Annotated in this window: 17 protein-coding genes; 12 read left to right on the forward strand and 5 right to left on the reverse strand. The window is 73.6% G+C overall.

Going from position 1 to position 21,858, the window contains the following annotated elements; all coding sequences use genetic code 11:
- The first annotated feature begins 39 nt into the window (after positions 1 to 39).
- The 3 genes from AB0N81_RS00760 to AB0N81_RS00770 are packed head-to-tail and all read left to right on the forward strand — an operon-like array spanning position 40 to position 4,109.
- Positions 40 to 1,503, forward strand: a complete 1,464-nt coding sequence (locus tag AB0N81_RS00760; protein WP_365354407.1) for a hypothetical protein — start codon at positions 40 to 42, stop codon at positions 1,501 to 1,503.
- A complete protein-coding gene (locus AB0N81_RS00765) occupies positions 1,500 to 1,994 on the forward strand; it encodes a hypothetical protein (RefSeq protein ID WP_365354408.1) in 495 nt (164 codons plus the stop codon). Before AB0N81_RS00760 ends, AB0N81_RS00765 begins: the two co-directional genes overlap by 4 nt.
- 3 nt (positions 1,995 to 1,997) lie before the next feature.
- Complete coding sequence (locus AB0N81_RS00770) at positions 1,998 to 4,109, forward strand: hypothetical protein (RefSeq protein WP_365354410.1); 2,112 nt, start codon at positions 1,998 to 2,000, stop codon at positions 4,107 to 4,109.
- A gap of 43 nt (positions 4,110 to 4,152) precedes the next feature.
- On the opposite strand, the gene AB0N81_RS00775 is transcribed toward AB0N81_RS00770, so the two are convergent.
- Positions 4,153 to 4,797 carry a TetR/AcrR family transcriptional regulator C-terminal domain-containing protein gene (locus AB0N81_RS00775; RefSeq protein WP_365354412.1) on the reverse strand — a complete coding sequence of 215 codons (645 nt, stop codon included), beginning with the start codon at positions 4,795 to 4,797 and terminating at the stop codon, positions 4,153 to 4,155.
- Positions 4,798 to 4,962: 165 nt separating this feature from the next.
- Here AB0N81_RS00775 and AB0N81_RS00780 point away from each other — a divergent pair, with 165 nt between their 5' ends.
- Entirely contained in the window at positions 4,963 to 5,916 is a 954-nt protein-coding gene (locus AB0N81_RS00780; protein WP_365354413.1) for an alpha/beta hydrolase, read from the forward strand.
- A 49-nt stretch (positions 5,917 to 5,965) separates the two neighbouring features.
- Positions 5,966 to 6,763 carry an NAD(P)-binding domain-containing protein gene (locus tag AB0N81_RS00785; protein WP_365354414.1) on the forward strand — a complete coding sequence of 266 codons (798 nt, stop codon included), beginning with the start codon at positions 5,966 to 5,968 and terminating at the stop codon, positions 6,761 to 6,763.
- Positions 6,764 to 6,779: 16 nt separating this feature from the next.
- Here AB0N81_RS00785 and AB0N81_RS00790 read toward each other — a convergent pair whose 3' ends face one another.
- The 4 genes from AB0N81_RS00790 to AB0N81_RS00805 all read right to left on the reverse strand — a co-directional run bounded on the left by AB0N81_RS00790 (position 6,780) and on the right by AB0N81_RS00805 (position 12,243).
- Positions 6,780 to 8,129 carry a serine/threonine-protein kinase gene (locus tag AB0N81_RS00790; protein ID WP_365354415.1) on the reverse strand — a complete coding sequence of 450 codons (1,350 nt, stop codon included), beginning with the start codon at positions 8,127 to 8,129 and terminating at the stop codon, positions 6,780 to 6,782.
- Positions 8,130 to 8,145: 16 nt separating this feature from the next.
- Positions 8,146 to 9,036 (reverse strand): protein phosphatase 2C domain-containing protein, encoded by an 891-nt coding sequence (locus AB0N81_RS00795; protein WP_365354417.1) that lies wholly within the window; start codon positions 9,034 to 9,036, stop codon positions 8,146 to 8,148.
- Complete coding sequence (locus AB0N81_RS00800) at positions 9,033 to 9,692, reverse strand: tellurium resistance protein (RefSeq protein WP_365354825.1); 660 nt, start codon at positions 9,690 to 9,692, stop codon at positions 9,033 to 9,035. Before AB0N81_RS00800 ends, AB0N81_RS00795 begins: the two co-directional genes overlap by 4 nt.
- Before the next feature lie 124 nt (positions 9,693 to 9,816).
- Positions 9,817 to 12,243 carry a GTPase-associated protein 1-related protein gene (locus tag AB0N81_RS00805; RefSeq protein WP_365354419.1) on the reverse strand — a complete coding sequence of 809 codons (2,427 nt, stop codon included), beginning with the start codon at positions 12,241 to 12,243 and terminating at the stop codon, positions 9,817 to 9,819.
- 200 nt (positions 12,244 to 12,443) lie between these two features.
- On the opposite strand from AB0N81_RS00805, the gene AB0N81_RS00810 reads away from it, so the two are divergent.
- The 7 genes from AB0N81_RS00810 to AB0N81_RS00840 all read left to right on the forward strand — a co-directional run bounded on the left by AB0N81_RS00810 (position 12,444) and on the right by AB0N81_RS00840 (position 21,700).
- On the forward strand, positions 12,444 to 13,325 hold the full coding sequence (locus AB0N81_RS00810; RefSeq protein WP_365354420.1) for an alpha/beta hydrolase: 882 nt from the start codon (positions 12,444 to 12,446) through the stop codon (positions 13,323 to 13,325).
- The gene (locus tag AB0N81_RS00815) at positions 13,322 to 14,641 is read left to right on the forward strand and encodes a cytochrome P450 (RefSeq protein ID WP_365354421.1); all 1,320 of its coding nucleotides are present in this window, start codon (positions 13,322 to 13,324) and stop codon (positions 14,639 to 14,641) included. The genes AB0N81_RS00810 and AB0N81_RS00815 overlap by 4 nt, the downstream gene beginning before the upstream one ends.
- A 50-nt stretch (positions 14,642 to 14,691) precedes the next feature.
- Complete coding sequence (locus AB0N81_RS00820) at positions 14,692 to 15,978, forward strand: DUF1266 domain-containing protein (protein WP_365354422.1); 1,287 nt, start codon at positions 14,692 to 14,694, stop codon at positions 15,976 to 15,978.
- A 149-nt stretch (positions 15,979 to 16,127) separates the two neighbouring features.
- The gene (locus AB0N81_RS00825; RefSeq protein ID WP_365354423.1) at positions 16,128 to 17,201 is read left to right on the forward strand and encodes a LacI family DNA-binding transcriptional regulator; all 1,074 of its coding nucleotides are present in this window, start codon (positions 16,128 to 16,130) and stop codon (positions 17,199 to 17,201) included.
- Positions 17,194 to 18,732 carry a sugar ABC transporter ATP-binding protein gene (locus AB0N81_RS00830; protein WP_365354425.1) on the forward strand — a complete coding sequence of 513 codons (1,539 nt, stop codon included), beginning with the start codon at positions 17,194 to 17,196 and terminating at the stop codon, positions 18,730 to 18,732. Before AB0N81_RS00825 ends, AB0N81_RS00830 begins: the two co-directional genes overlap by 8 nt.
- Complete coding sequence (locus AB0N81_RS00835; RefSeq protein ID WP_365354426.1) at positions 18,722 to 20,668, forward strand: substrate-binding domain-containing protein; 1,947 nt, start codon at positions 18,722 to 18,724, stop codon at positions 20,666 to 20,668. The genes AB0N81_RS00830 and AB0N81_RS00835 overlap by 11 nt, the downstream gene beginning before the upstream one ends.
- A 99-nt stretch (positions 20,669 to 20,767) precedes the next feature.
- Positions 20,768 to 21,700: a ribokinase gene (locus tag AB0N81_RS00840; protein WP_365354427.1), complete on the forward strand. Its 933-nt coding sequence runs from the start codon at positions 20,768 to 20,770 to the stop codon at positions 21,698 to 21,700.
- Positions 21,701 to 21,858 lie beyond the last annotated feature (158 nt).

Consider the following 21,858-nt stretch of genomic DNA (forward strand, 5'->3'; position numbering starts at 1 on the left):
CCCCCGTAAGCCAGGCCCGTAAGCCAGGGAGGGTTCCGTTTGACGCCCGCACAACTGCTCGACAAAGCCTTGATCGTCAAGGAGTTGCGGCGGCTGGCGGTCCTGCCCGCGCTCGCGCCGCGCTCGGACGAACTGACCGTGCTGCACCAGGACTTGAGCTCCTCGAACCAGCTCGACCGGTGGGCGGAGATCGACCTCGTCCAGTCCTATGTACGCCCCGAGAGCGTCCGGGCGTCCACGGGCGCGGTGTCGGGGCGGCACGACCGGCTCCTGGAGGCGGCCCTCGGGGTGCTCGTCTTCGTACCGCTGCTGATCACCTGGTACGGACTGCGGGAGGCCGTGCGCGCGTACGGGGAACTCGCGAAGGAGGACCCCGAGCAGTCCACGCGCCCCTTCCTCCAGCTGTGGCAGTCCGGCTTCGGCGGGCACCTCTCGCCGCTCGGGCGGTTCGAGAACGTGGCGCTGATGGCGGTCCTCCTGATCGCCCTGCTCGTGGGCCTGTCCGCACTGCACGCGCGGGTGCGGGTGCGCGCCGAACGCGCCGAGGACGCGCGGGAGGCGGAGCAGGACCGGCTCCTCGCGGAGCTGGCGTCGGTGCTCACGCGCACACAGATGCTGCTCGCGCCGTACCGCAGCGCGTCGCCGCAGCAGTTCACGGCGGAGCTGACGAAGGCCGCCCTGAAGATGCAGCAGCTGACGAACAAGGCGGAGCGGAGCCACAACGCGCTCACCGGGGCCACCACGTCGGTCGGCCAGGCCACCGCCGCACTCACGCAGGCGGCGCAGTCCCTCACGAAGGAAGTGCCGAAGCTCGGCGACGCGGCGGACCGCATCAACACGACCTTGCGCGACGGCACGGAGGAGACGGTCAAGGCGGGCCGGGCCAACGCGCTCGCGACCCGCGGCATCGTCGACCACGTCAAGGCGGCGGGCGACACGGTCGAGGCGTCCCTCAAGGCCCTGGTGGCGGCCCAGCAGTCGCTCGTGGCGAAGTCCGAGTCGGTGGCGAAGGCGACCGAGCTGGCCTCGCAGGCCCTGGTGACGAGCACCGGGCGCACGGGCGAGGCGGTGGACGGCATGCGTGAGGCCACGGAGCGCTGGGACGCGGCGGCGGCCCACTGGCAGGACGCGGCGGCCCGCCTCGACGCCCGCATGGACACGCTGGCGGGCGCGCTGCCCTCGCTGACAGGGCGGAGCGGGGCGTACGACGGCTCCCATGTCAGCTCCCACGACAGCCCTCACGGCGGCTCCGACGGCAGCCCTCACGGCGGCTCCGTGAACGGGAGCCGTTCCCCCGACGCGTCCTCCGCCAACGGCCGCCCCGCCGAGGAGAGTTCCTTCCCCGCCCCGAGCCCGCCGCTCGACCCGCCGCTCGACCCGCCGCTCGAACGGCCACTGGACACGCCGATCGACACCCCGCCGGACTCGCCGCTCGACGCGCCGCTCGACGCGCCGACGACGCGGATTCCGCCGCCCGCCCGGCGGGACGGAGGCACCGCGTGAGCCGAGCAGGCCGGGGCCCGCGGCGGCGCGGCGGCCGGCTCGGCGTCGTCGCGCTCGCGGGGTGGCTCTTCGCCGACCTGCTGCTCGTGCTCGCGCTGGTGTCGATGGCCGACCGGCCCGACCCGCAGGCCGACGACCGCCCCGAACCCCGCCCCTCCAAGGGCGGTTCGGCGTCGCCCACCCCGACGGGCCCGCGCGCGGTGGACCGCCACCCGCAGGAGTTCGAGGTGGCGGGCAGGAACAAGGGCGACCTCGTCCGGCAGATCGCGAAGGACACCCGGAAGTGGTCGGGCCGCGAAGCCGCGCTCGTCCTGACCTTCGGCGGCAGTTCGAACGGCACGGTCTACGCCCACCGCGTCAACGGCCTGCTCGGCAAGGCCCGTCCCGAGATGTTCACGAAGAAGACGGCGACGGACGACTACCACAGCCTCGGCAAGCGCGCGGAGACCGCGGTGGTCCGCGTGTACTTCTACACGGCGCCGGGCGGCTGAGCCATGGCGGTCCTGCGTCCCGGCGAGCACCCGGGGGCGAGCGGCGCGCGGCCGCCGCTGCCCACCCTGCCGCGCTGCCCCGGCCTGCGCGGATACCTCCGGCTGCGCGATGAATTCGCGCGGTTGAACTTCCGGCACGCGGCGGACGCCCTGCGCGCGCCCACTCCCGCCCCCGCGCACGACGCCGTCTTCGGCACGCTCCCCAAGGCCGCCACGGACGACGGCTTCCGCGTCCTCGACGGCCTCTGGTTCCCGGGCCGCGGCGGCATCTGGCAGCGCGCCGACCTGTCGTTCGTCCGGCAGGCGCGCGGCCGGTGGCTGTCCTCTTCGGACGCGCGCGCCGACACGGCGGCCGCCGTGGTCGACACGCTGGAGACGCTGGTGCGGGACGACGCCATGGGGCTGCGGCACCTGGTCCTGTGGGAGGTGTGCTGCCTCCTCAGGGACGGCGGCGAGCGGCCAGGCGAGGCCGAGGCCGTCGCCCTCGGCGTGCACCGCGGCGAGGCGGGCCTGCTCGCGTCGGCCGTCGCCGCGGGGTTCCCCGCGACCGGACCCGCCCGGCATGCCGCCGAGACCCTCAACGACGTGTGGCCCGGCGTGCGGCTGCGCGAGGCGGAGCGGCTCGTCACGCGACTCCCGCGCGCCTGCGAGTACTCCGACGGCCCGGCCGACCACCGCCTCACGGCGCTCGTCGACGGCGTCCGCGCACGGGCCGCGGAGGTCGGACGGCTGGCCGCCGACGGTGCCGAGGCGGAGGCCACCGGCGCGTTGCGCACGGCTGCCCGCGCCTGGCTGGGCGCGCTGCGGCTCGCCAGGGACGACCCGCGGGCCCAGGCGGGGCTGCTGCGGGTGGCCGCGCTTCTCGCCGACGACCCGTTCGCACCGGCGGGTTCAGGGGTGACGGCCGCGACCGACGACCGTGCCGTACGCCTCTCCTGGTGCGCGCCCGAGCGGGGCGACCGCCGCGGTGACGTCTCGTACCGCGTCCTGCGCTTCCCCGACGGTGCCGCGGACCTGGCCGTCGAGACGGCGGCGGGCGAGAGGGGCCCGCACTCCGTCGACGCGGACGCGCCCGTCGGCCGCCCCCTCCGGTACGCCGTCGTGCCCCTGCTCCGCGACCGCATCGCGGGCGTGCCGCGCGTCACCGCCCCCGTGCTGCTCACCCCGGTGGTGACGGAGCTGCGCGCCACCGTCGTGCCGGGCGGGGTGCGGTTGCGGTGGCGGCCGGACCCGGCGGCGGCCGAGGTGCGGGTGACGCGGTCCGGTGCGGGGTCCGACGCCGGCGGCTGGGGCGCGTCGTCGCTGGTGCGGCTGGACTGCGAGCACGACCGGGTGCTCGACGTGCCGCTCGCCCCGGGAACGTACACGTACGAGGTGCGCTGCGGCTACCGCGATCCCGACGGCGACCTGGTCTGGTCCCGCGGGGTGACCGTCACCGCGCGCGCCGAGCAGTGGCCGTCACCGGTGGAGGAACTCACCGTGCGGCGGCACGCGGACGGCGGGCGGGTGACCATCGCGTGGCGGCCGCCCGCGCTCGGCGACGGGCTGCTCCTGCCGTGGACGGCGGGCCCCGTCGAGCCCGGCACGGACGTGTCCGACCTCGTCGGCCTCGTGGACCGGCTCCCGGCGACCGCGGTCGGCGCCGAGTCGCGCGTCGAGCTGGCGCCCGCGCCCGAGCAGCGGGTCCGCGTCACAGCGGTGAGCGTCCTGGGTGAACGGGCGGTGTCCGGACCGAGCCTCGTCATCGAACACCCGGCCGCCATAGGGGTGTTGGAAGTGCGCAGGGTCGCCGCCGACCGCGCCGAGCTGCGCTTCGACTGGCCGGAGCCCGCGGTCCTGGTGCGCGCGGCGTGGACCGACGGGCAGCGGGGCGGGGAGCGGCGCGTCGCACGCAGTGCGCACCGCGCCGGACACCCCGTCGACCTCCCCGTCTCGGCGGCGGAGTGCACCGTCACGGTGACACCGCTCCCGCGCCCCGACGCGGTGGCGATCACCCCGCCCCCGACCCGCGCCACCCTGCCCGCGGCACCCCCGCCACCGCCTCCCCCGGCGCCGCCCGCCCCGTCCCGCTGGATCACCTGGTGGCGCCGCCACTGGCGCCGCCGACGCCCCTGACTGGCCGTCACGCACGCCGTCACGCACACCGTCACGCACACCGTCAGGCCGTGCGGCCTGCCTGGTCCCTGATCCCCGCGAGCACCGTGTCGAGCATCCGGTCGAACTCCGCCACGGAGCCGAAATCGGCCATGAGAGGGCCGATCGCGGTCATGGCCGGGTAGGCGTCGGCGTCGAACGCGGGCACCGCGGCGGGTCCGTCGGGTCCGCCGCCGGTGCGTGCCGCCAGATGCCCGTTGAGGAAGCTGAACAGCACCATGGGCGCGTCCGCGGCCACTTGGCCGGGCAGTCCGGCCGCGCGCATCGCGGCGACCAGTTCCTCCAGGGCGGCGACGGCCACCGGCGAGGTCTGGGCGCGCGTCACCAGCAGCGGGAAGACCCTGGGGTGGCGGTAGGCCATGTCGCGGTAGCCGTGGGCCGTCCTGCGGGCGACGCCCTCCCAGCCCGGGGACGTGTCCTCGCCCGTGGGGGCCGCCACCTCGGCGAGCACCGCCTCGGAGATCGCGTCCAACAGGGCCGCCTTGCCCTTGATGTGGTGGTAGATCGACATCGGGTCGACGCCGAGCTCCTGAGCGAGACGCCGCACCCCGAAGCGCTCCAGTCCGTCGCGGTCGACCAGTGCGACGGCGGCGGCGGCGATGCGCTCGCGGTCGAGTCCCGCCGATGTGCCCTGCGTGCGTCTGGCCACGTCCGCCCCACTCCATTTCGCTCCGTACAGCTCCATGCCGCTCCAAGCCGCTTCAAGCCGCTCCTTGCCAAACCTACACCGTAGAAATTAGCGTGCCGACCGTGAACCTACGGCGTAGGTTTGCGTCTCGGATCGTCGTTCCCGCCTTTCGAAGCAGGAGGAGACATGAGTGACGTCACTGCCGTGGAGCGGCCGCCGGAGCCGGACTGGGCGACGCTGACGACCGATGAACTGGTCGCCTACCGCGATGCGGAGAACCGCTTCCGGGCGTCCGAGGGGGCGCGGGCGCTCCTCGGGGTCCCTGATCCCGGTGCCGCGATGCACTGGCAGGAGGTGGCGCTGCCCGGCCGCGCGATTCCGGTCCGGGTGTACCGGCCGGCTTCCGCGCCCGGCGGCGACCAGGGCCCGCTACCGCTCGTGCTGCACGTCCATGGAGGCGGTGTCGTGGGCACGGCCGTGCAGTGCGACTGGGCCAACAGCCACGTCGCCGCCCGCCTGCCCGCGCTCGTCGTCTCGGTCGAGCACCGCCTCCTCGACGAGAACACTCCGCTCTCGGCAGCCGCCGACGACGGCTGGGACGTGCTCCGGCACGTGGTGCGGCACGCCGCGCGGTGGGGCGTCGACCCGGCCCGCACGGCCGTGTTCGGCGAGAGCTGCGGCGCGCTGATCAGTGCCCTGGCGGCGATACGGGCCCGGGAGGCCGGCCTGCGGCTCGCGGCGCAGGTGCTGGTGAATCCCGCCGTCGATGTGACAGGGACGATGTTCGACCACGCCTCGATCGCCAAGTACGGGTACAGCCCGACCCGCGCCGTGCCCCAACTCCGCTTCTTCCAGCGGCTGGCCGCCCCGCCGGGAACCGACGCCCGCGCGGTCTCCCCGCTGTACGCCGACGATCTGGGCGGGGCGGCCCCGGCGCTGGTGGTGGTGCCGACCCGGGACGCGGTCGCCGACCACGGCCGCATGTACGCCGCGCGGCTGCGGGAGGCCGGGACGCCCGTACGGCTCTCCGAGTACCCCGGCGCGCGGCACGCGTTCCTCACCCTGCCGGGCGTGGAGCCGCACGCGGAGGCGGCACGGACGGAGGTCCTGGAGTTCCTGCGGACTTCCCTCGCGACGTAACGACCACAGCGACCACAGCGGCCACAGCGGCCAGATGGAGGAGAACGGAATGCAGCGCATCCGCATCAAGCGCATCGGCCTCATCGGAGTGGGCGAGATCGGCCGGGCCATCGTCACCGGCCTGTACGAGGGGGGCAACGGGGGCGCCGGGGACGACGAGTCGCCCCAGGTGTTCCTCTCCCCCCGGGGAGCCCGCACGGCCGCGGAGCTGTCCGCACGCCACGAGGGTGTACGGGTCTGCGCCGACAACCAGGAGGTGGTGGACCGCTCCGACGTGGTGATCGTCGCCGTACGCCGCGAGGACCGGCACGAGGCGCTGGCCGGCCTGCGGGTGGGCGGCGACAAGCTGGTGCTCAACGTGATGGCCGGTGTCGCCGGCGGCGAGCTGCGCCGGATCCTGGCCACCGATGCCCCGCTGGTGCGGGCCGTCCCCCTGCCCTCGATACGTGAACGCCGCTCCGTCACGGTGACGTTCCCGTCCCACCCGGTGGCCGACGCGCTCTTCGGGCGTCTGGGCGGCGTGCTCCCGGTCGCGGACGAGGCGGCCTTCGACGTCTTCTCCGCGCTGACGGGCACGTTGACCTCCCACTACGCGTACCTCGCCACACTCACGTCGTGGGCCGCCGGCCAGGGCATCGACTCCGACGACGCCGACCGCTACGTCCGCGGGCTCTTCCAGGGCGTCGGGCGCGCCCTGAGCGACGAGAGCCGCTCCCTGGACCGGCTCGCCGCCGACCACGAGACCCCCGGCGGGAACAACGAACGCATCCGCACCACATGGTTCGGCCCCGCCAACGCCGAGGCGCTTCACAGAGCCCTCGACGCCCTCCTCGCCGATCTGCGGTAGCGGGACCCGCCGCGCCTCACTCCTTCACCACCGCCTCCGTGCCGCCCCCGAACTCGATGAGGAGGCCGGAGCGGAGGGCGATCGTCTTGCCGGGGTCGACGTCCCGTACCGTGCCGTCGTCCATGCGGGCCGTCCATACGGACGTGGTGCGGTTGGTGAGGCCGAAGCGGCCGCGCTGCTTGGGGTGTTCGGTGACCTCGCCGACCACGGCGGAGAAGTCGTGGCGCTCGGGGTCGTCGCGCAGGTGGTGCGCGTAGACGCGGGCGCTCGGGGCGAGGCGGATACCGCGCCTGGTGCGGAGCGAACCCGTGCCCGTGACCAGTTCGAGGCGGGGCGGCAGCGTCAGGACGGTGCGGCACTTCCAGCAGTTGGGGGGCGCGCCGTCGGGCTGGGTCAGGTTCTGCTTGCCGCACGCGCCGCACTGCGTGATGGCGTCGAGGACCTGGCTGAGCGCGTCGCGCCACTGCGACTCGCGCACCCGGAGGGTGGGGTTGCGCAGGCCGTCCGTGAACGTCCGCACGAACAGGTCGCGCAGGATCTGCGGCAGCGCTCCCCAGGTCGCCTCGACGGTCGGCTGCTCGCCGGGCACGGGACGGTTGCGGGTGTCGGACGGGTCGTAGACGAAGACCGGGTCCGTGCCGTACAGCCTGCGCTTGGCCGCCTCGTCCATGCAGCGGATGTTCAGGGCGAGCGCGCCGTTGAACGGGTGGTCGTTCATCAGGAGCAGGAAGAGCAGCACGGCGAGGGAGTGCAGGTCGCTCTGGGTGCCGGGCTGGGTGCCCTTGTCGCCGCGGACTAGTTCGGGCGCCATGAAGTCCATGGTGCCCGCGACGGCGGCCTCGGCGCCCTCGACGACCGCGTTGTCGTTGTCGCAGACCAGGACGTCGCCGGTGCGCGGGTCGAAGAAGATGTTGCCCCAGTTGATGTCGCGGTAGGCGATGCCCCTGGAGTGCAGGGCGCGGTAGGCCTCGACGGTGTGCAGCGCCACCGTCACCAGGGTGCGCATCGTCGCGGACGCCACCGAGGGGTCGCGGCGGAACAGCGCCGGCAGGTCGCAGAAGCGGGCGGGCCGTACGTCCATGAGGTAGCCGAAGCCGGGCTGCCTGCCCTCGGGGTCCATCACGATGGAGCGCGGCCACAGGAAGCGGGGGTCGTCCCAGCCCTTGGCGATGAGCCCTTCGAGGATCTCCCGCTGGCGGGCGTCCGCGAGCTGGGGGTAGTACCACTTGACCGCGCGGTCGCCGGTGGGCGTCTGGACGCGGTAGACCTCGCCCTGGCCGCCGGAGCCGAAGAGATCGGCGACCTTGAGCTTCTCCCCCGACTCGGCCACCAGGGTCTTTCCGGCGGCGAGCATGCCGTTCACCATTCTGTTCCTCTCTGCCTCAAGGTTGCTGCCCTTGCGGTTCGTCGCTGCGCTGCGCGGGCACCGCTATGGCGCCCACGAGGGTCGTGTCGTCCCCGGAGAACGTGGCCGCCCGCCCCAGCCAGTCCGGGAGCTGGGCCTGCACCGCCGCCACGCCCTGCTCGGCCGCGCGGTCGCCGAGGCCGGTGGCGAAGTCCAGGAATCCCTGGTGGTCGGCGAAGCTCTTGGAGAGCCCGTCGGTGGAGAGCAGCACACACGGCGGCACGCCGCCGGTGAAGGGCTGCCAGTGCGACCGCATCTTGCGCCAAGGCTCGGGCTCACAGAGCGAATCGGTCTCATCGCCCATGTCGGGCCCGGTGGAGAGCGGGGTGTGCGGGGCCCCGCCGCCGTCCACGAGCACGATGTCACCGTCCCCCAACTGCCAGCAGAACAAGGTGTGTTCGGTCAGCACGGCGCCGATGAGGGTGCTGCCGTACGCGGCGAGGTCCGGGACCCCGGCGCGCTGCCCGGGTGTGGTGCGGGCCACCGCCGTGAGCGGACGGGAGCCGTGGGCGGGCGAGTTGGCGTCGTGGATGCGGGCGCGCTCGTGCCAGCGGTGGCCCACCTGCTGCGGCAGGCGGCGCGCCTCCTCACGCAGGGCGGGCCAGCCCGCCGCGTCGTCGCCGACGCGTGCCGCCTCGTGCGCGAAGACCTCCGCGCACTCCGTGAACTCCTCGACCGCCCAGAGCGCCCCGAGGTCGCTGCGGAAGTGCGCGGCGCTGCCGTGCCCGTCGGCGACGGCGAGGACGACCGCGCGGCCGCCGGCCACGGGCAGGGCGGTGCCGCGGTCCTGGCTGTACTTCTTCGCCACTCCCTTGACCGCGCCGCTGAGCAGCGCCCAGGGCCCTGTCGTCGTCTGCGGCCCGGTCACCAGATGTCGTCTTCGCCCTTGGTCATCGACGGCACGTCGATCGGCGTCGCGGGCTTCGCGCCGTCGTCGACCTTGGGGGTGGAGGCATCCTTGACGACCGCAGTGGACATCCAGCGGATGGCGGCGGCGAGCTGGCGCGGGTTCTTCGCCTGCAACGGCTCCAGCTCGGGGTTGCCGAGGAACTCCTTGAGCATGCTCTTGTCCGCGTCGTCACCGATGGCCACCGCGACGCGCACGGCACGCTTGCCCCACGGCGTGCCGTCGATGGCGCGCAGCCCGGCCCGCCAGTCGTCGGTGGGCTGTCCGTCGGAGGCGAGCGCGAGCACGGGCGGCAGGGCGCGCTGCGGCATCGGCGGGGTCTGCAGCGCGCCGGCCGCCAGCTTGAACGCGGCGCCCATGTCCGTGCCGCCGTAAATGTGCACGTCCTCCCAGGAGAACCGGTCGACCGGGGTGGGCTCGCCGACGTGCCAGCTCGCGCCGCTGGCGAAGGTGATGGCGCGCACCAGCAGGGACGCGGCGGGGTTGGACTGGGCGGCCTGCTGCATCTCGGGGATGGCTTCACGGATCGCGAAGTTCAGCTCGCCGATCTTGCCGTTGACGCCCATGGAGCCCGAACAGTCGAGCATCCAGATGAAGTGCACGGGGCGGCTCGCCATGCTGCCGCCGGGGAAGTTGTCGACGACGGTCTCGCTGGTGTCGCTCACGCTGGTCCTTTCGTGGGGTGGTGTGCTCGGTCGGCTCTGCTCCGGGGCCGAGGCCGGTGCCGCTCCCGGGCGACGGTCAGCTCTGCCGCTGTGCGACCCGATGACGCCATGCCGTCCATTCCTGTACGTCCTGACCCTCGCGCTGGAGGACGGTGGCGACCTGGCCGAGGTGGTGGTGGTCGAGGTGGGCGAGGACGGGCGCGAGGGTCTGGTCGAGCAGTTCGGCGGCGACCTCGCGCCATTCCGCGCTGACGCCGTGCCGCCGCCGGGGCCGCCAGATGTGGTAGTACGCGGCCAACTCAGCGGGTCTGCCCGGCAGTTCGCGGCAGAGGCGGTCGTACGTCCGCTCGTCCAGGAGGTGGGCGCGGTAGCTCCGCAGCAGGTCGGGACCCGCGGCGACGAGGATCTGGAGTCCGTGCGACTCGCACACGTCGAGCGGGTTCGCCCCGGCGAGGGCTCGGCCCACCCGTTCGTCGACACCCTTGCGCAGGACCGTGCCGAGCGGTGAGACCTTCCGACCCAGTTCACGGAGCCGGCCGACGGACTTCCTGCTCAGGGCGAGCCGCCCGTCGGCGAGGTCCTGGGCGGTCACGAGCAGGTCGGCGGTGTCGCGGTCCTGGGCGCCCAGCTTGGCGTCGTCGCGCATCTCCCGTGCGAACTCGACCAGTTCGAGGTCGCAGTGGTCGGGCTCCTTGAGCCAGCCCATGACGCGGCGGCCGAGGTCCGCCTCGATGATGAGGCGGGGGGTGCAGGTGCGGGCCACCCAGGGCTGTTCGGCGCGGTCCGGCGGGTCGTTGCGCCACACCATGCGCCACAGCAGGAGCAGGGTCCTGGTGTCCTCGACCCGCCGGCTCGCGAGGAGTTCGGTGAGCCGCCCGAAGAGTTCGGCGCCCCGCAGCCGGTCCGGGGGGCCGCTCCAGTGCGCGGCGGCCGCGGCGAGGCGGACGGTGAGCGGCGCGTCGTCGATGTTGCGCCGCAGCCACTCGCCCTGCGGGGAGTCGGCGAGGGCCCGCAGGCGGTCGAGTTTGCGTTCGGTGAAGTCCTCGATGAGCAGCCGGAGCACGCGGCGGGTGAGGGCGACGTGGTCGAGTTCGGTCAGGACCTGGACGGCCTGCGCGCAGTCGCGCCGCTCGGGGTGGAGCAGGGCGTCCGCGAGGCGGTCCATGGCCTTGTCGAGGCCGGGGCCGCCGTCGGTTCCGACGGCGAGGGCGAGCCGCAGTGGCTCCGTCCAGGTGGTGACGGGGTCGCGGAGCCTGGCGCGCAGGGCGTCGTCGGCGCGGCCGCCGTACTCCTCGCGCAGTTCCGCCCAGGCCTCCTGGCCGAGTGGCAGTCCTTCGAAGGCGGCCAGGTCGGGGAGTGCGGCGCTGCCGCGGGAGGCGTCGAGCCGGTGCTTGACGAGGGCGAGGGCGAGGGGCCTGGCCGCGAGGGCGTGGTCGCCGTCGAGGCCCCGGCAGAGCCGGTCGAGCTCGTCGAGGGTGCGCGGGTCGGCCTCCCCTCTGCTCACGGACCGGGTGAAGGCGTCGATGACGGCGTGCAGGGAGTCGCCGCCGAGACCGGCGAGTTCGGCGCCGGAGAGGGTGCCCGTGGCGGTGCCCGTGGCCGTGCCCGTGGCGCCGGGGTCCCCGCCGGAGATCAGCGGGATGAGGGCGAAGGGGCCTTCCGGCCGTGCGGCCGCTCCGGGGGCGGGGCGGGGCGGGTTCCCTGCGAGCCACCGCTCGGCCGTCAGCCGGGCCCAGGCGTCGGGCTCCGCGGGCGGGCTCTGCGGGCCGCCCGTGCCGTCGTGCACGCGGTACAGGTACTCGACGGTGGCGTCGTGGGACCGGTCGAAGTCCGCGTCCGGGCCGGTGCCGATGATCTGCTGCGGGGCCCGGCACGGGTCGGTGGTCCAGGTGGTGAACGTCAGCGCGGCGACGTACGCCTCGGGGAGGGAGGCGCAGGCGAGCGCGATCCAGCGGGCGACGGTTTCGGAGTCCTCCTCCACGAGGACGATCTGCCGTCCGGCGGGATTCTCGAAGAGCCGGCGCACGTCGGCGAGGAAGGGCGCGACGCGGTCGGCGCGCTCCCTGGCGAAGGCGACGAGGAGTTCGCGGTCGAAGTGGGCTTCCGGCACGGGAAGTTCGGACTCGACGAACCCGGCGCCGAGCGTCTCCTCCGCGCCCGTCTCCCAGTCGGCGGAGCGCCAGGTGTCGATCGGCCACACGGGTCCGGGCCCTGGGGTGTCGGCGCTCAGGTGCAGTGCCTCGACGCGCTGCCCCGGGAGGGCGGCGCACAGGAGCCGGCCGCCGTCCGGCAGCAGGCTGTAGCTCAGCTCGGTCCCGGCGCCTATGACACGCGTGACGACGGCACACAACGCGTCCGCGTCCGCGTCCGCGTCCGCGTATGCGTCCGTGTCTGCGTCTGCGTGCGTCTGCTGCCCGCGTCCGTCCGGGTCCGCGGGGACCAGACGGGGGGTTCCGGATGCCGGCTCCTGGCCGAGCCGGTAGCTGAGGCGACGGATGGCCATGCCACATTCTGACCAACAGCGGTGCCGGACCGCAGGCCGTCCGCCAAGTTCACCCGCGTCCCTGCGCACACCACCCGCACCTGCTCGAACACGGTGCGCTCGGCGCGCGCCCTTGCGCGCCGCCACGGTTGGGGACACCGTGGTCACGGTCCCGCACCGACCGGTGCCGCCCGGGCCTCCTGTCGGCGATCGGAGTCGCTGTGACGCCTTTCCTGCTCCCCCACACCCTGCTCGGCGAAGGCCCGCACAAGGTGATCGCGGTCCACGGCTGGTTCGCCGACCGGTCGGCGTACGGGCCGGTGCTCGCGGACCTGGACGGTGCGGCGTTCCAGTACGCGGTGGTGGATCTGCGCGGGTACGGGGAGGCCAAGGACGCGGTCGGCGCGTACACGACGAGTGAGGGCGCCGCCGACGTGCTCGATCTGGCCGACCGGCTCGGCTGGGAGCGGTTCTCGCTGATCGGGCACTCCATGGGCGCCACCGTCGCGCAGCGCGTCCTGACCGCGGCCCCGCACCGGGTGCGCCGCCTCGTCGGGGTGTCGCCCGTCCCCGCGAACGGGCTGCGACTCCCGCCCGAGCAGTGGGAGTTGTTCGCCGACGCGGCGCACGCCCCCGACAACCGCCGCGCCATCCTCGACATCACCACGGGTGGTGTACGTCCCCGTGCCTGGCTCGACCGGATGGTGCGCCGCTCCCTCGCGGTCAGCGACGCCAAGGCGTTCCGCGCCTGGCTGGACTCGTGGGCGGGCGAGGACTTCCACACCGAGGTCGACGGCTCGCCCGTCCCCGCGCTCGCCGTCACCGGGGCGCTCGACCCCGCCCTGTCGGCGGACCTCATGCGCCGCACGTGGCTGAGCTCGTACCCGCACGGCGAACTCGCGGAGCTGCCGGGGGCCGGGCACTACGCGATGGACGAGGTGCCCCTCGAACTGATCCGTACGGTGGAGGATTTTCTGCGCGCGGCGGACGACGGCGACGGCACGGACGGCTCCGGGGGCGGCGGTACGGAGCTGTCCCGGGGCGAGGGCACGGACCTCTCCCGGGGCGACGGCACGGACCTCTCCCGGGGCGGCGCCGCGTGAGCCTGCGGGACGCGCCCGCGACGACACCGCCCGCCCCCGACGTCCCCGACGTCCCCGACGTCTTCGATCCCCGCCTGTACGCGGAAGGCGTCCCCCACGACCGCTACCGGGTGCTGCGCGACCACCACCCCGTGGCCCGGCAGGAGGAGCCGGAGGTGCTCGGCTGGCCGGCGGGCCCGGGGTTCTGGGCGGTCACCCGGCACGCGGACGTGGTGCGCGTCCTCAAGGACCCGGCGACGTACTCCTCGTACCTGGGCGCCACGCAGATCCGCGATCCCGCCCCGGACGACCTGCCGTTCATCCGGCGCATGATGCTCAACCAGGGTCCCGCCGCGCCGGGCGGCGCGGGCCCCGCCGACCATGGCCAGCTGCGCAGACTGGTCAGCCGCGCGTTCACGCCGCGCCGGATCGAGCGGTTCGAGGCGCGGGTGCGCGAGCGGGCCAGGACGCTCCTCGCGGCCGCCGTGGCGGACGCCCGCGACGGCGACGGCACCTTCGACGTCGTCACCGCCGTCACCGACGACTACGCCCTGCTCAACCTCGCCGATCTGCTCGGCGTCCCCGCGTCCGACCGGGGCCTGCTGCTGCGCTGGACCCAGCGCGTCATCGGCTACCAGGACCCGGACGAGGCGGCCCCGCCCGTGCGGGGGCCCGACGGCCGTCCGGTCGATCCCCGCTCGCCCGCGATGCTGCGCGACATGTTCGCGTACGCCCGGACGCTGGCCGCGCACAAGCGCGAGCACCCCGGCGACGACGTGCTGACGGCCCTCGCAGCCGACCCCGAACTCACCGCCCCCGAACTGGAGATGTTCTTCTTCCTCCTCACCGTCGCGGGCAACGACACCGTACGGAGCGCGGCGCCCGGCGGACTGCTCGCGCTCGTGGAGAGCCCCGGCGAGTACGAGCGGCTGCGGGCCGGCGAGGTCACCCTCGCCACCGCCGTGGACGAACTCCTGCGCAGCCACCCGCCCGTGCTCAGCTTCCGGCGCACGGCGGCCCGCGACACCGAGCTCGCAGGGACGCGCATCGCCGCCGGGGACAAGGTCGTCGTCTTCCACGCGTCCGCCCACCACGACGAGCGCGTCTTCGACGACCCGCACCGCCTCGACCTGTCGCGCTCACCCAACCCACACGTGGCGTTCGGCGACGGCCCGCACGTCTGCCTGGGCGCACACTTCGCCCGGCTCCAACTCCGCCTGTTCTACGAGGAGTCGGCGCGTGCCCTGCCACACCTGCGGCTCGCCGCGCCGCCGCGCCGACTCGTCTCGCACTTCATCAACGGCCTGAAGTCCCTGCGAGTCGAGGCGCCCGCGTAGGGTGCGAGATCGCGAGAACCAGCGCAGCGCCCGAGCGGAGAAGCACGCCCATGCACGACGACCACCCCGTGAACGACCACGACGACGAACTCCACGACGAGGTCTTTCCCGACTTCCCCGCACCGGAGGACGGCACCCCCTGGCAGGCACCCGCCGACCTGGAGGAGCACCTGTACGAGCTGTGCCAGGAGGACGACGCGTACGGCTACCTGCGGGCGATAGCCGTGGAGGGCCTGTACCGCCCGGTGCCCGCGGCCGGGACCGAACGCGACGCCACCGAGAGCGAGTTGTTCACCGTCGACCTGCCGGACGGCAGGAAGGCCGCGCAGGTCTACACGGCGGGCGTGCTGCCCCGCCCGCATCCCGCCGTCGTCTACGAGTACGTCACGCTGGACTCGCTCGCCGCGGGCTGCCCCGACGACGTCGACTTCCTCGTCGTGAACGCGGCGACACCGTGCCGGCAGTTCTACCTGACCACCGACGACGAACGGGAGGTCTGGTCGGACCTGCACGAGCGGTACCACCGCTCCGACGGCCTCGCGAACCGCATCGACACCCGGCGCACGAGGACGCCCGCGCCCGGCAGCCCGCTCCTGCACGGCCTGGCGTGCGGCGCGCACCTGTGCTTCACCAACGGCGACGCCTGGAACACCGTCGACTGGCACGGCGCGGGCCACCACAACGAGATCGGCCGCCTGGCGGAGTGGTGGGGCGTGCACGACCGCGACGACTGGCTGGCCCTCCAGGAGCGGCTGCTCACCTGTGACGTCAGCCCCTGGTACTGGGACTTCGTCCTGGACGCCCGCGCCGTACTGGCCCGGCGGCACGGCCCCCGGGTCGACCCGGAGCTCTGGCGCGACCAGGTCGAGGCGGCGCTCAGGGACCGCGTGGTGGAGACCGGCGGCCCCGGCGAACCGCACCGCCCCGGCGAGGACCCCGAACTCGACCAGTTCGTGGCGCACCTGCGGGGCCTGGTCGGCAAGGTGCTCCGCTACGAGGCCCGGTTCCGCGCCGACGCACTCCTGCCGCCCGACGGTCACGTCGGCACGGTCGCGGCGTGGGACATCGGCCGCGCCTCGAAGATGGCCCGCTGGGGCCGGGGCGCGCGGTACGCCACCCACGCAGAGATGATCAAGTCCCTGGAGCGCGCCTCCGAGGCCGCCCGGTCCGCGTACGCCTCCTGGGAGACGTTCTCGGCGGGCTACGTCCTGGGCCGCTGCCTGCACTTCGACGAGGAGTCGTTCGGCTCCTGGTACACGGACGTACTGCGCGCCCACCGCGCCCTGACAACAGACCCGGACAGCCCTTGGCTGACGGTGCCGTTCCGGGGGGCCTGACCGGCCGGCCGGCCCCCTCCCCACGCCGCGACAGCCACATCACGATCAGGTCTCACCGGCGCCACGATCCCTGTGCACCTCTTGCCAGGCCGCCGTGTAATCGTTTCCAATCCTCCGTGTAATCGATTCCACAAGGAGGTGGACCGGCGATGACTCCCAGTGCGGTGAGCATCAAGGACGTCGCGGCCGAGGCCGGCGTGTCCGTCGCCACTGTGTCGCGCGTCCTGAACAGTCACCCCTCCGTCAGCCCCGCGTCCCGCGCCAGGGTCGTCGCCGCCGTCGACACGCTCGGCTACCGGCCGAACGCCGTCGCCCGGTCCCTGCGCACCGACCGGACCCGCACCCTCGGCCTGGTCATCAGCGACGTGCTCAACCCGTACTTCACGGAGCTGGCCCGCTCCGTCGAGGAGGCGGCCCGCGCGCTCGGCTACAGCGTGATCATCGGCAACGCCGACGAGCGGCCGGAGCTGCAGGACCACCACGTGCGGACCCTGCTCGACCGGCGGATCGACGGGCTGCTCGTCTCCCCCACCGACGGCGGCTCGCCGCTGATGCTCGACACCGTGCGGGCCGGCACCCCGATGGTCTTCGTCGACCGGTGGATCCCCGGCGTGGGCGTCGATGTACCCGTCGTCCGCTCCGACGGGCGGCAGGCCGTCCGCGACCTCGTCGCCCACCTGCACGGGCTCGGCCACCGCAGGCTCGCCATCATCGCGGGCCCCGCCGCCACCACCACCGGCAGCGAACGCGTCGAGGCCTTCCGGGACGCGCTGCGCGAGCACGGCACCGCGCTGCCCGACGCGTACATCGGGCAGGGCGACTTCCAGGCCGGCAGCGGACGACGCGCCACCGAGCGCTTCCTCGCGCTGCCCGAGCCGCCCGAGGTCGTCTTCGCCGCCGACAACCTGATGGCGCTCGGCGCCCTCGACGCGATCCGCGCGCACGGCCTGCGCGTCCCGGACGACATCGGGCTCGCGGCCTTCGACGACATCCCGTGGTTCGTGCACACCGACCCGCCGGTCACCGCGATCGCCCAGCCGACCGCCGACCTCGGCCGGGCCGCCGTGCACGCGCTGGTCGACCGGATCGGGGGCAGGAGCCCGCGGTCCGTCTCCCTGCCCGCCCGCCTCGTCGTCCGCCGCTCCTGCGGTGAGGGCATCGGCGAAGACACCGGTACGGGCGAGGACACCTCCGTACGACCCGAAGGAGCAACCCGTGAGTGAGCAGAGCGAGTTGCTGCGCATCGAAGGCATCCGCAAGACGTTCCCCGGCGTCGTCGCGCTGGACTCCGTCGACTTCGATCTGCGGCGCGGCGAGGTGCACGTCCTGCTCGGCGAGAACGGCGCGGGCAAGAGCACCCTCATCAAGATGCTCTCCGGCGCCTACCGCCCCGACAGCGGACGCATCTTCGCCGAGGGGCGCGAGGTCCGCATCAACGGCGCGCAGGACGCCGAGCGGCTCGGCATCGCCACCATCTACCAGGAGTTCAACCTCGTACCCGACCTGACCGTCGCCGAGAACATCTTCCTCGGGCGGCAGCCACGCCGCTTCGGCCTCGTCGACCGGAAGAAGATGGAAGCCGACGCCGAGGAGCTGCTGCGGCGGGTCGGCGTCCAGGTGTCGCCGCGCGCCAAGGTGCGCGAACTGGGCATCGCCCGGCTGCAGATGGTCGAGATCGCCAAGGCGCTCAGCCTGGACGCGCGCGTGCTCATCATGGACGAGCCCACCGCCGTCCTCACCTCCGAGGAGGTCGACAAGCTCTTCCGGATCGTGCGCACGCTGCGCGAGGACGGCGTCGGCATCGTCTTCATCACCCACCACCTGGAGGAGATCGCGGCACTCGGCGACCGCGTCACCGTCCTGCGCGACGGCCGCAGCGTCGACCAGGTGCCCGCGTCGACCGACGAGGACGAGCTCGTACGCCTCATGGTGGGGCGCAGCATCGAGCAGCAGTATCCGCGCGAACGCCCGGACACCGGGCCGCCGTTGCTGCGCGTCGATGGCCTCACCCGGGACGGCGTCTTCCACGACGTCAGCTTCGAGGTGCGGGCCGGTGAGGTCGTCGGCCTCGCGGGTCTGGTGGGCGCGGGCCGCACCGAGGTGGCGCGGGCCGTGTTCGGCGCCGACCGCTACGACGCCGGCTCGGTCGACGTGCGCGGCGAGCGGCTGCCCCGGCACGACGTGAACGCGGCGATGGGCGCGGGCATCGGCCTGGTCCCCGAGGACCGCAAGGGTCAGGGGCTCCTCCTCGACGCCTCCGTGCGGGAGAACCTCGGCCTGGTGACGCTGCGTTCGGCGACCCGCGCAGGGCTCGTGGACCTCAAGGGCCAGCAGCGGGCCGCCGCGCGCATCGCCGAGCAGCTGGGGGTGCGCATGGCCGGGCTCGGCCAGCACGTCCGCACCCTCTCCGGCGGCAACCAGCAGAAGGTCGTCATCGGCAAATGGCTGCTCGCGGACATCAAGGTCCTCATCCTCGACGAGCCGACGCGCGGCATCGACGTGGGCGCGAAGGTCGAGATCTACCAGCTCATCAACGAACTGACGGCCTCCGGGCACGCGGTCCTGATGATCTCCAGCGATCTGCCCGAGGTGCTCGGCATGAGCGACCGGGTCCTCGTCATGGCACAGGGCAGGATCGCCGGCGAGCTCACGGCCGAAGAGGCCACCCAGGACGCGGTGATGGCGCTCGCCGTCAGCACGACAGCAGTACCGCAAGCGGAAGACACGACAGCGGAGGGCTCCCGTGGCCACTGAAACCTTGAAGCGCGACGCGGGTGGCGCGGCCTCGCTCCGCCGCGTCCTGCTCGACAACGGCGCGCTGAGCGCCCTGATCGTCCTGGTCGTGGCGATGTCGCTGCTCTCCGGCGACTTCCTCACCACGCAGAACCTGCTCAACGTCGGCGTGCAGGCCGCGGTGACCGCGATCCTCGCGTTCGGTGTCACCTTCGTGATCGTGTCGGCGGGCATCGACCTGTCCGTCGGTTCGGTGGCCGCGCTCTCCGCCACCGTCCTCGCCTGGACGGCGACTTCGCAGGGCCTGCCGGTCTGGCTCGCGGTGGTTTTCGCCGTGGCGACCGGCATGGCCTGCGGGTTCGTCAACGGCCTGCTCGTCTCGTACGGGAAACTCCCGCCGTTCATCGCGACGCTCGCGATGCTGTCGGTGGCCCGCGGCCTCTCCCTGGTGATCTCGCAGGGCAGCCCGATCGCGTTCCCCGACTCGGTGTCGCACCTCGGTGACACGGTGGGCGGCTGGCTGCCGGTCCCGGTGATCGTGATGGTCGTGATGGGCCTCGTCACGGCGCTGGTCCTCGGGCGTACGTTCATCGGCCGCTCCATGTACGCGATCGGCGGCAACGAAGAGGCGGCCCGTCTCTCCGGGCTGCGCGTCAAGCGGCAGAAGCTCGTCATCTACGCGCTCTCCGGCCTCTTCGCGGCCGTCGCGGGCATCGTCCTCGCCTCCCGCCTCGTTTCCGCGCAGCCGCAGGCCGCGCAGGGCTACGAGCTCGACGCGATCGCCGCGGTCGTCATCGGCGGCGCGAGCCTGGCGGGCGGCGTCGGCAAGGCATCCGGGACGCTGATCGGCGCGCTGATCCTCGCGGTGCTGCGCAACGGCCTCAACCTCCTCTCCGTGTCGGCCTTCTGGCAGCAGGTCGTGATCGGTGTCGTCATCGCGCTCGCGGTCCTCCTGGACACGCTGCGGCGGCGGGCCGGGGCGACTCCGGGGGCCTCCTCGGGGGCAGCCGGGGGCATCCGCGGCAAGGGGCCGCAGGCGGTGAAGTACGCGGTCGCCGCCGTGGTCGTGGCGGCCGTCGTCGGCGCGGTCTCCTTCTTCAACTCGGGCTCGTCCGGCACGAGCACGAAGATCGGCATGTCGCTGTCCACCCTCAACAACCCCTTCTTCGTCCAGATGAAGGAGGGCGCGCAGGCCGAGGCCGAGAAGGCGGGCATCGACCTGACGGTCACCGACGCGCAGAACGACGCGTCCCAGCAGACCAACCAGCTGCAGAACTTCACCGGCGAGGGCGTGAAGTCGATCATCGTCAACCCGGTGGACTCCGACGCGGCGGGTCCCGCCGTGCGGGGCGCCAACAAGCAGGACATCCCGGTGGTCGCCGCCGACCGCGGGGTGAACAAGGCGGAGACCGCGACGCTCGTCGCCTCCGACAACGTCGCGGGCGGCAGGCTGGCGGCGAAGACGCTCGCCGAGAAGCTGGGCGGCAAGGGCAAGGTCGTCGTCCTCCAGGGCACGCCGGGCACCTCCGCGAGCCGCGAGCGCGGGCAGGGCTTCGCCGAGGGCATCAAGGCGTACCCCGGCATCGACGTCGTCGCCAAGCAGCCCGCGGACTTCGACCGCACCAAGGGCCTGGACGTCATGACGAACCTCATGCAGTCCAACAAGGGCGTGAACGGCGTCTTCGCCGAGAACGACGAGATGGCGCTCGGCGCGGTCAAGGCGCTCGGCGACAAGGCGGGCAAGTCGGTCCCGGTGGTCGGCTTCGACGGCACGCCCGACGGCCTCAAGGCGGTCGAGGCGGGCACGCTGTACGCGTCCGTGGCGCAGCAGCCCAAGGAGCTCGGGAAGATCGCCGTGCGCAACGCGGTCCGGGCCGCGCAGGGCAAGAAGGTCCAGGAGACGGTGAAGGTGCCGGTGAAGGTCGTCACGTCGAAGAACGTGCGGGACTTCTCCTGACTTGATCCGCCCTGACCTGGCCTGGTCGGATATGAGTGCCGCCGCGCGAGTACCGTCGCAGCCGTCACCACCTCACCGCAAGAAAGCAGGAATCAGCACATGAACGCCGACAACACCGACTACGAGCTGCTGGTCGTGGGCTCCGCCAACGCCGATCTGGTGGTCGGCGTGGAGCGGCGCCCCGCGCCCGGCGAGACGGTGCTCGGCTCCGACCTGGCCGTCCACCCCGGCGGCAAGGGCGGCAACCAGGCGGTCGCCGCGGCCCGGCTCGGCGCCCGCACCGCGCTGCTCGCCCGGGTCGGCGACGACGCGCACGGCGTGCTGCTCCTCGACGCGCAGCGCGCGGCCGGCGTGGACACCGTCGGCGTCCTGGTGGGCGGCGCGCCCACCGGGGTCGCGCTGATCACGGTCGACCCGTCGGGCGACAACAGCATCGTGGTGTCCCCCGGCGCCAACGCCCGGCTCACCCCCGAGGACATCCGCGCGGCGGGCAGCCTGCTCTCCGCGGCCCGGGTGGTCTCCAGCCAGCTGGAGATCCCCCTGGACACGGTCGCCGAGGTCGTCCGCACCCTGCGCCCCGGCACCCGCTTCGTCCTCAACCCGTCGCCGCCGGCCCCGCTGCCCGCGGAGGTCCTGGCCGCCTGCGACCCGCTGGTCGTGAACGAGCACGAGGCCCGCGTCATCCTCGGGGAGGAGGCGGGCGAGGCTCCGGAGGAGTGGGCGCGCGGGCTGCTCGCGCTCGGCCCCCGCTCGGTGGTGATCACGCTGGGCGCCGAGGGCGCGCTCACCGCGGACGGCACGGACGTCGTACGGGTACCGAGTCCGAAGGTCGACGCGGTGGACACGACGGGTGCGGGTGACGCCTTCACCGCGGCGCTCGGCTGGCGCCTCGGCCTCGGCGAGGACCTGCCGACGGCGGCGGCGTACGCGGTGCGGGTGGGTGCGGCGGCGGTCACCCGCAAGGGGGCGCAGGGCTCCTACCCGACCGCTTCGGAGCTCGCGGACACCGTTCCGGAGGCCCGGTCCCGGTAGACCGGAGGCCCCGTCCCGGTAAACCGGACTCGCGGACACCGTTCCGGAGGCCCCGTCCCGGTAAACCGGAGGCCCCGTCCCGGTAAAGAGGGCAGGCATCCCGAACCGTCATCTCGCGGGTCACCGCGGAGCTGTCCGCTATCCGAACAAGGCTGACC

Source organism: Streptomyces sp. NPDC093510, assembly GCF_040683555.1.
GTDB lineage: Bacteria > Actinomycetota > Actinomycetes > Streptomycetales > Streptomycetaceae > Streptomyces.

What these genes read in the sequence shown, in the direction of transcription:
- AB0N81_RS00780 (WP_365354413.1), top strand. Translation starts at nt 4,963, where the DNA reads ATGAGTGACGTCACTGCCGTGGAGCGGCCGCCGGAGCCGGACTGGGCG.
- AB0N81_RS00805 (WP_365354419.1), bottom strand. Translation starts at nt 12,243, where the DNA reads ATGGCCATCCGTCGCCTCAGCTACCGGCTCGGCCAGGAGCCGGCATCC.
- AB0N81_RS00820 (WP_365354422.1), top strand. Translation starts at nt 14,692, where the DNA reads ATGCACGACGACCACCCCGTGAACGACCACGACGACGAACTCCACGAC.
- AB0N81_RS00825 (WP_365354423.1), top strand. Translation starts at nt 16,128, where the DNA reads ATGACTCCCAGTGCGGTGAGCATCAAGGACGTCGCGGCCGAGGCCGGC.
- AB0N81_RS00785 (WP_365354414.1), top strand. Translation starts at nt 5,966, where the DNA reads ATGCAGCGCATCCGCATCAAGCGCATCGGCCTCATCGGAGTGGGCGAG.
- AB0N81_RS00800 (WP_365354825.1), bottom strand. Translation starts at nt 9,692, where the DNA reads ATGGCGAGCCGCCCCGTGCACTTCATCTGGATGCTCGACTGTTCGGGC.
- AB0N81_RS00770 (WP_365354410.1), top strand. Translation starts at nt 1,998, where the DNA reads ATGGCGGTCCTGCGTCCCGGCGAGCACCCGGGGGCGAGCGGCGCGCGG.
- AB0N81_RS00840 (WP_365354427.1), top strand. Translation starts at nt 20,768, where the DNA reads ATGAACGCCGACAACACCGACTACGAGCTGCTGGTCGTGGGCTCCGCC.
- AB0N81_RS00790 (WP_365354415.1), bottom strand. Translation starts at nt 8,129, where the DNA reads ATGGTGAACGGCATGCTCGCCGCCGGAAAGACCCTGGTGGCCGAGTCG.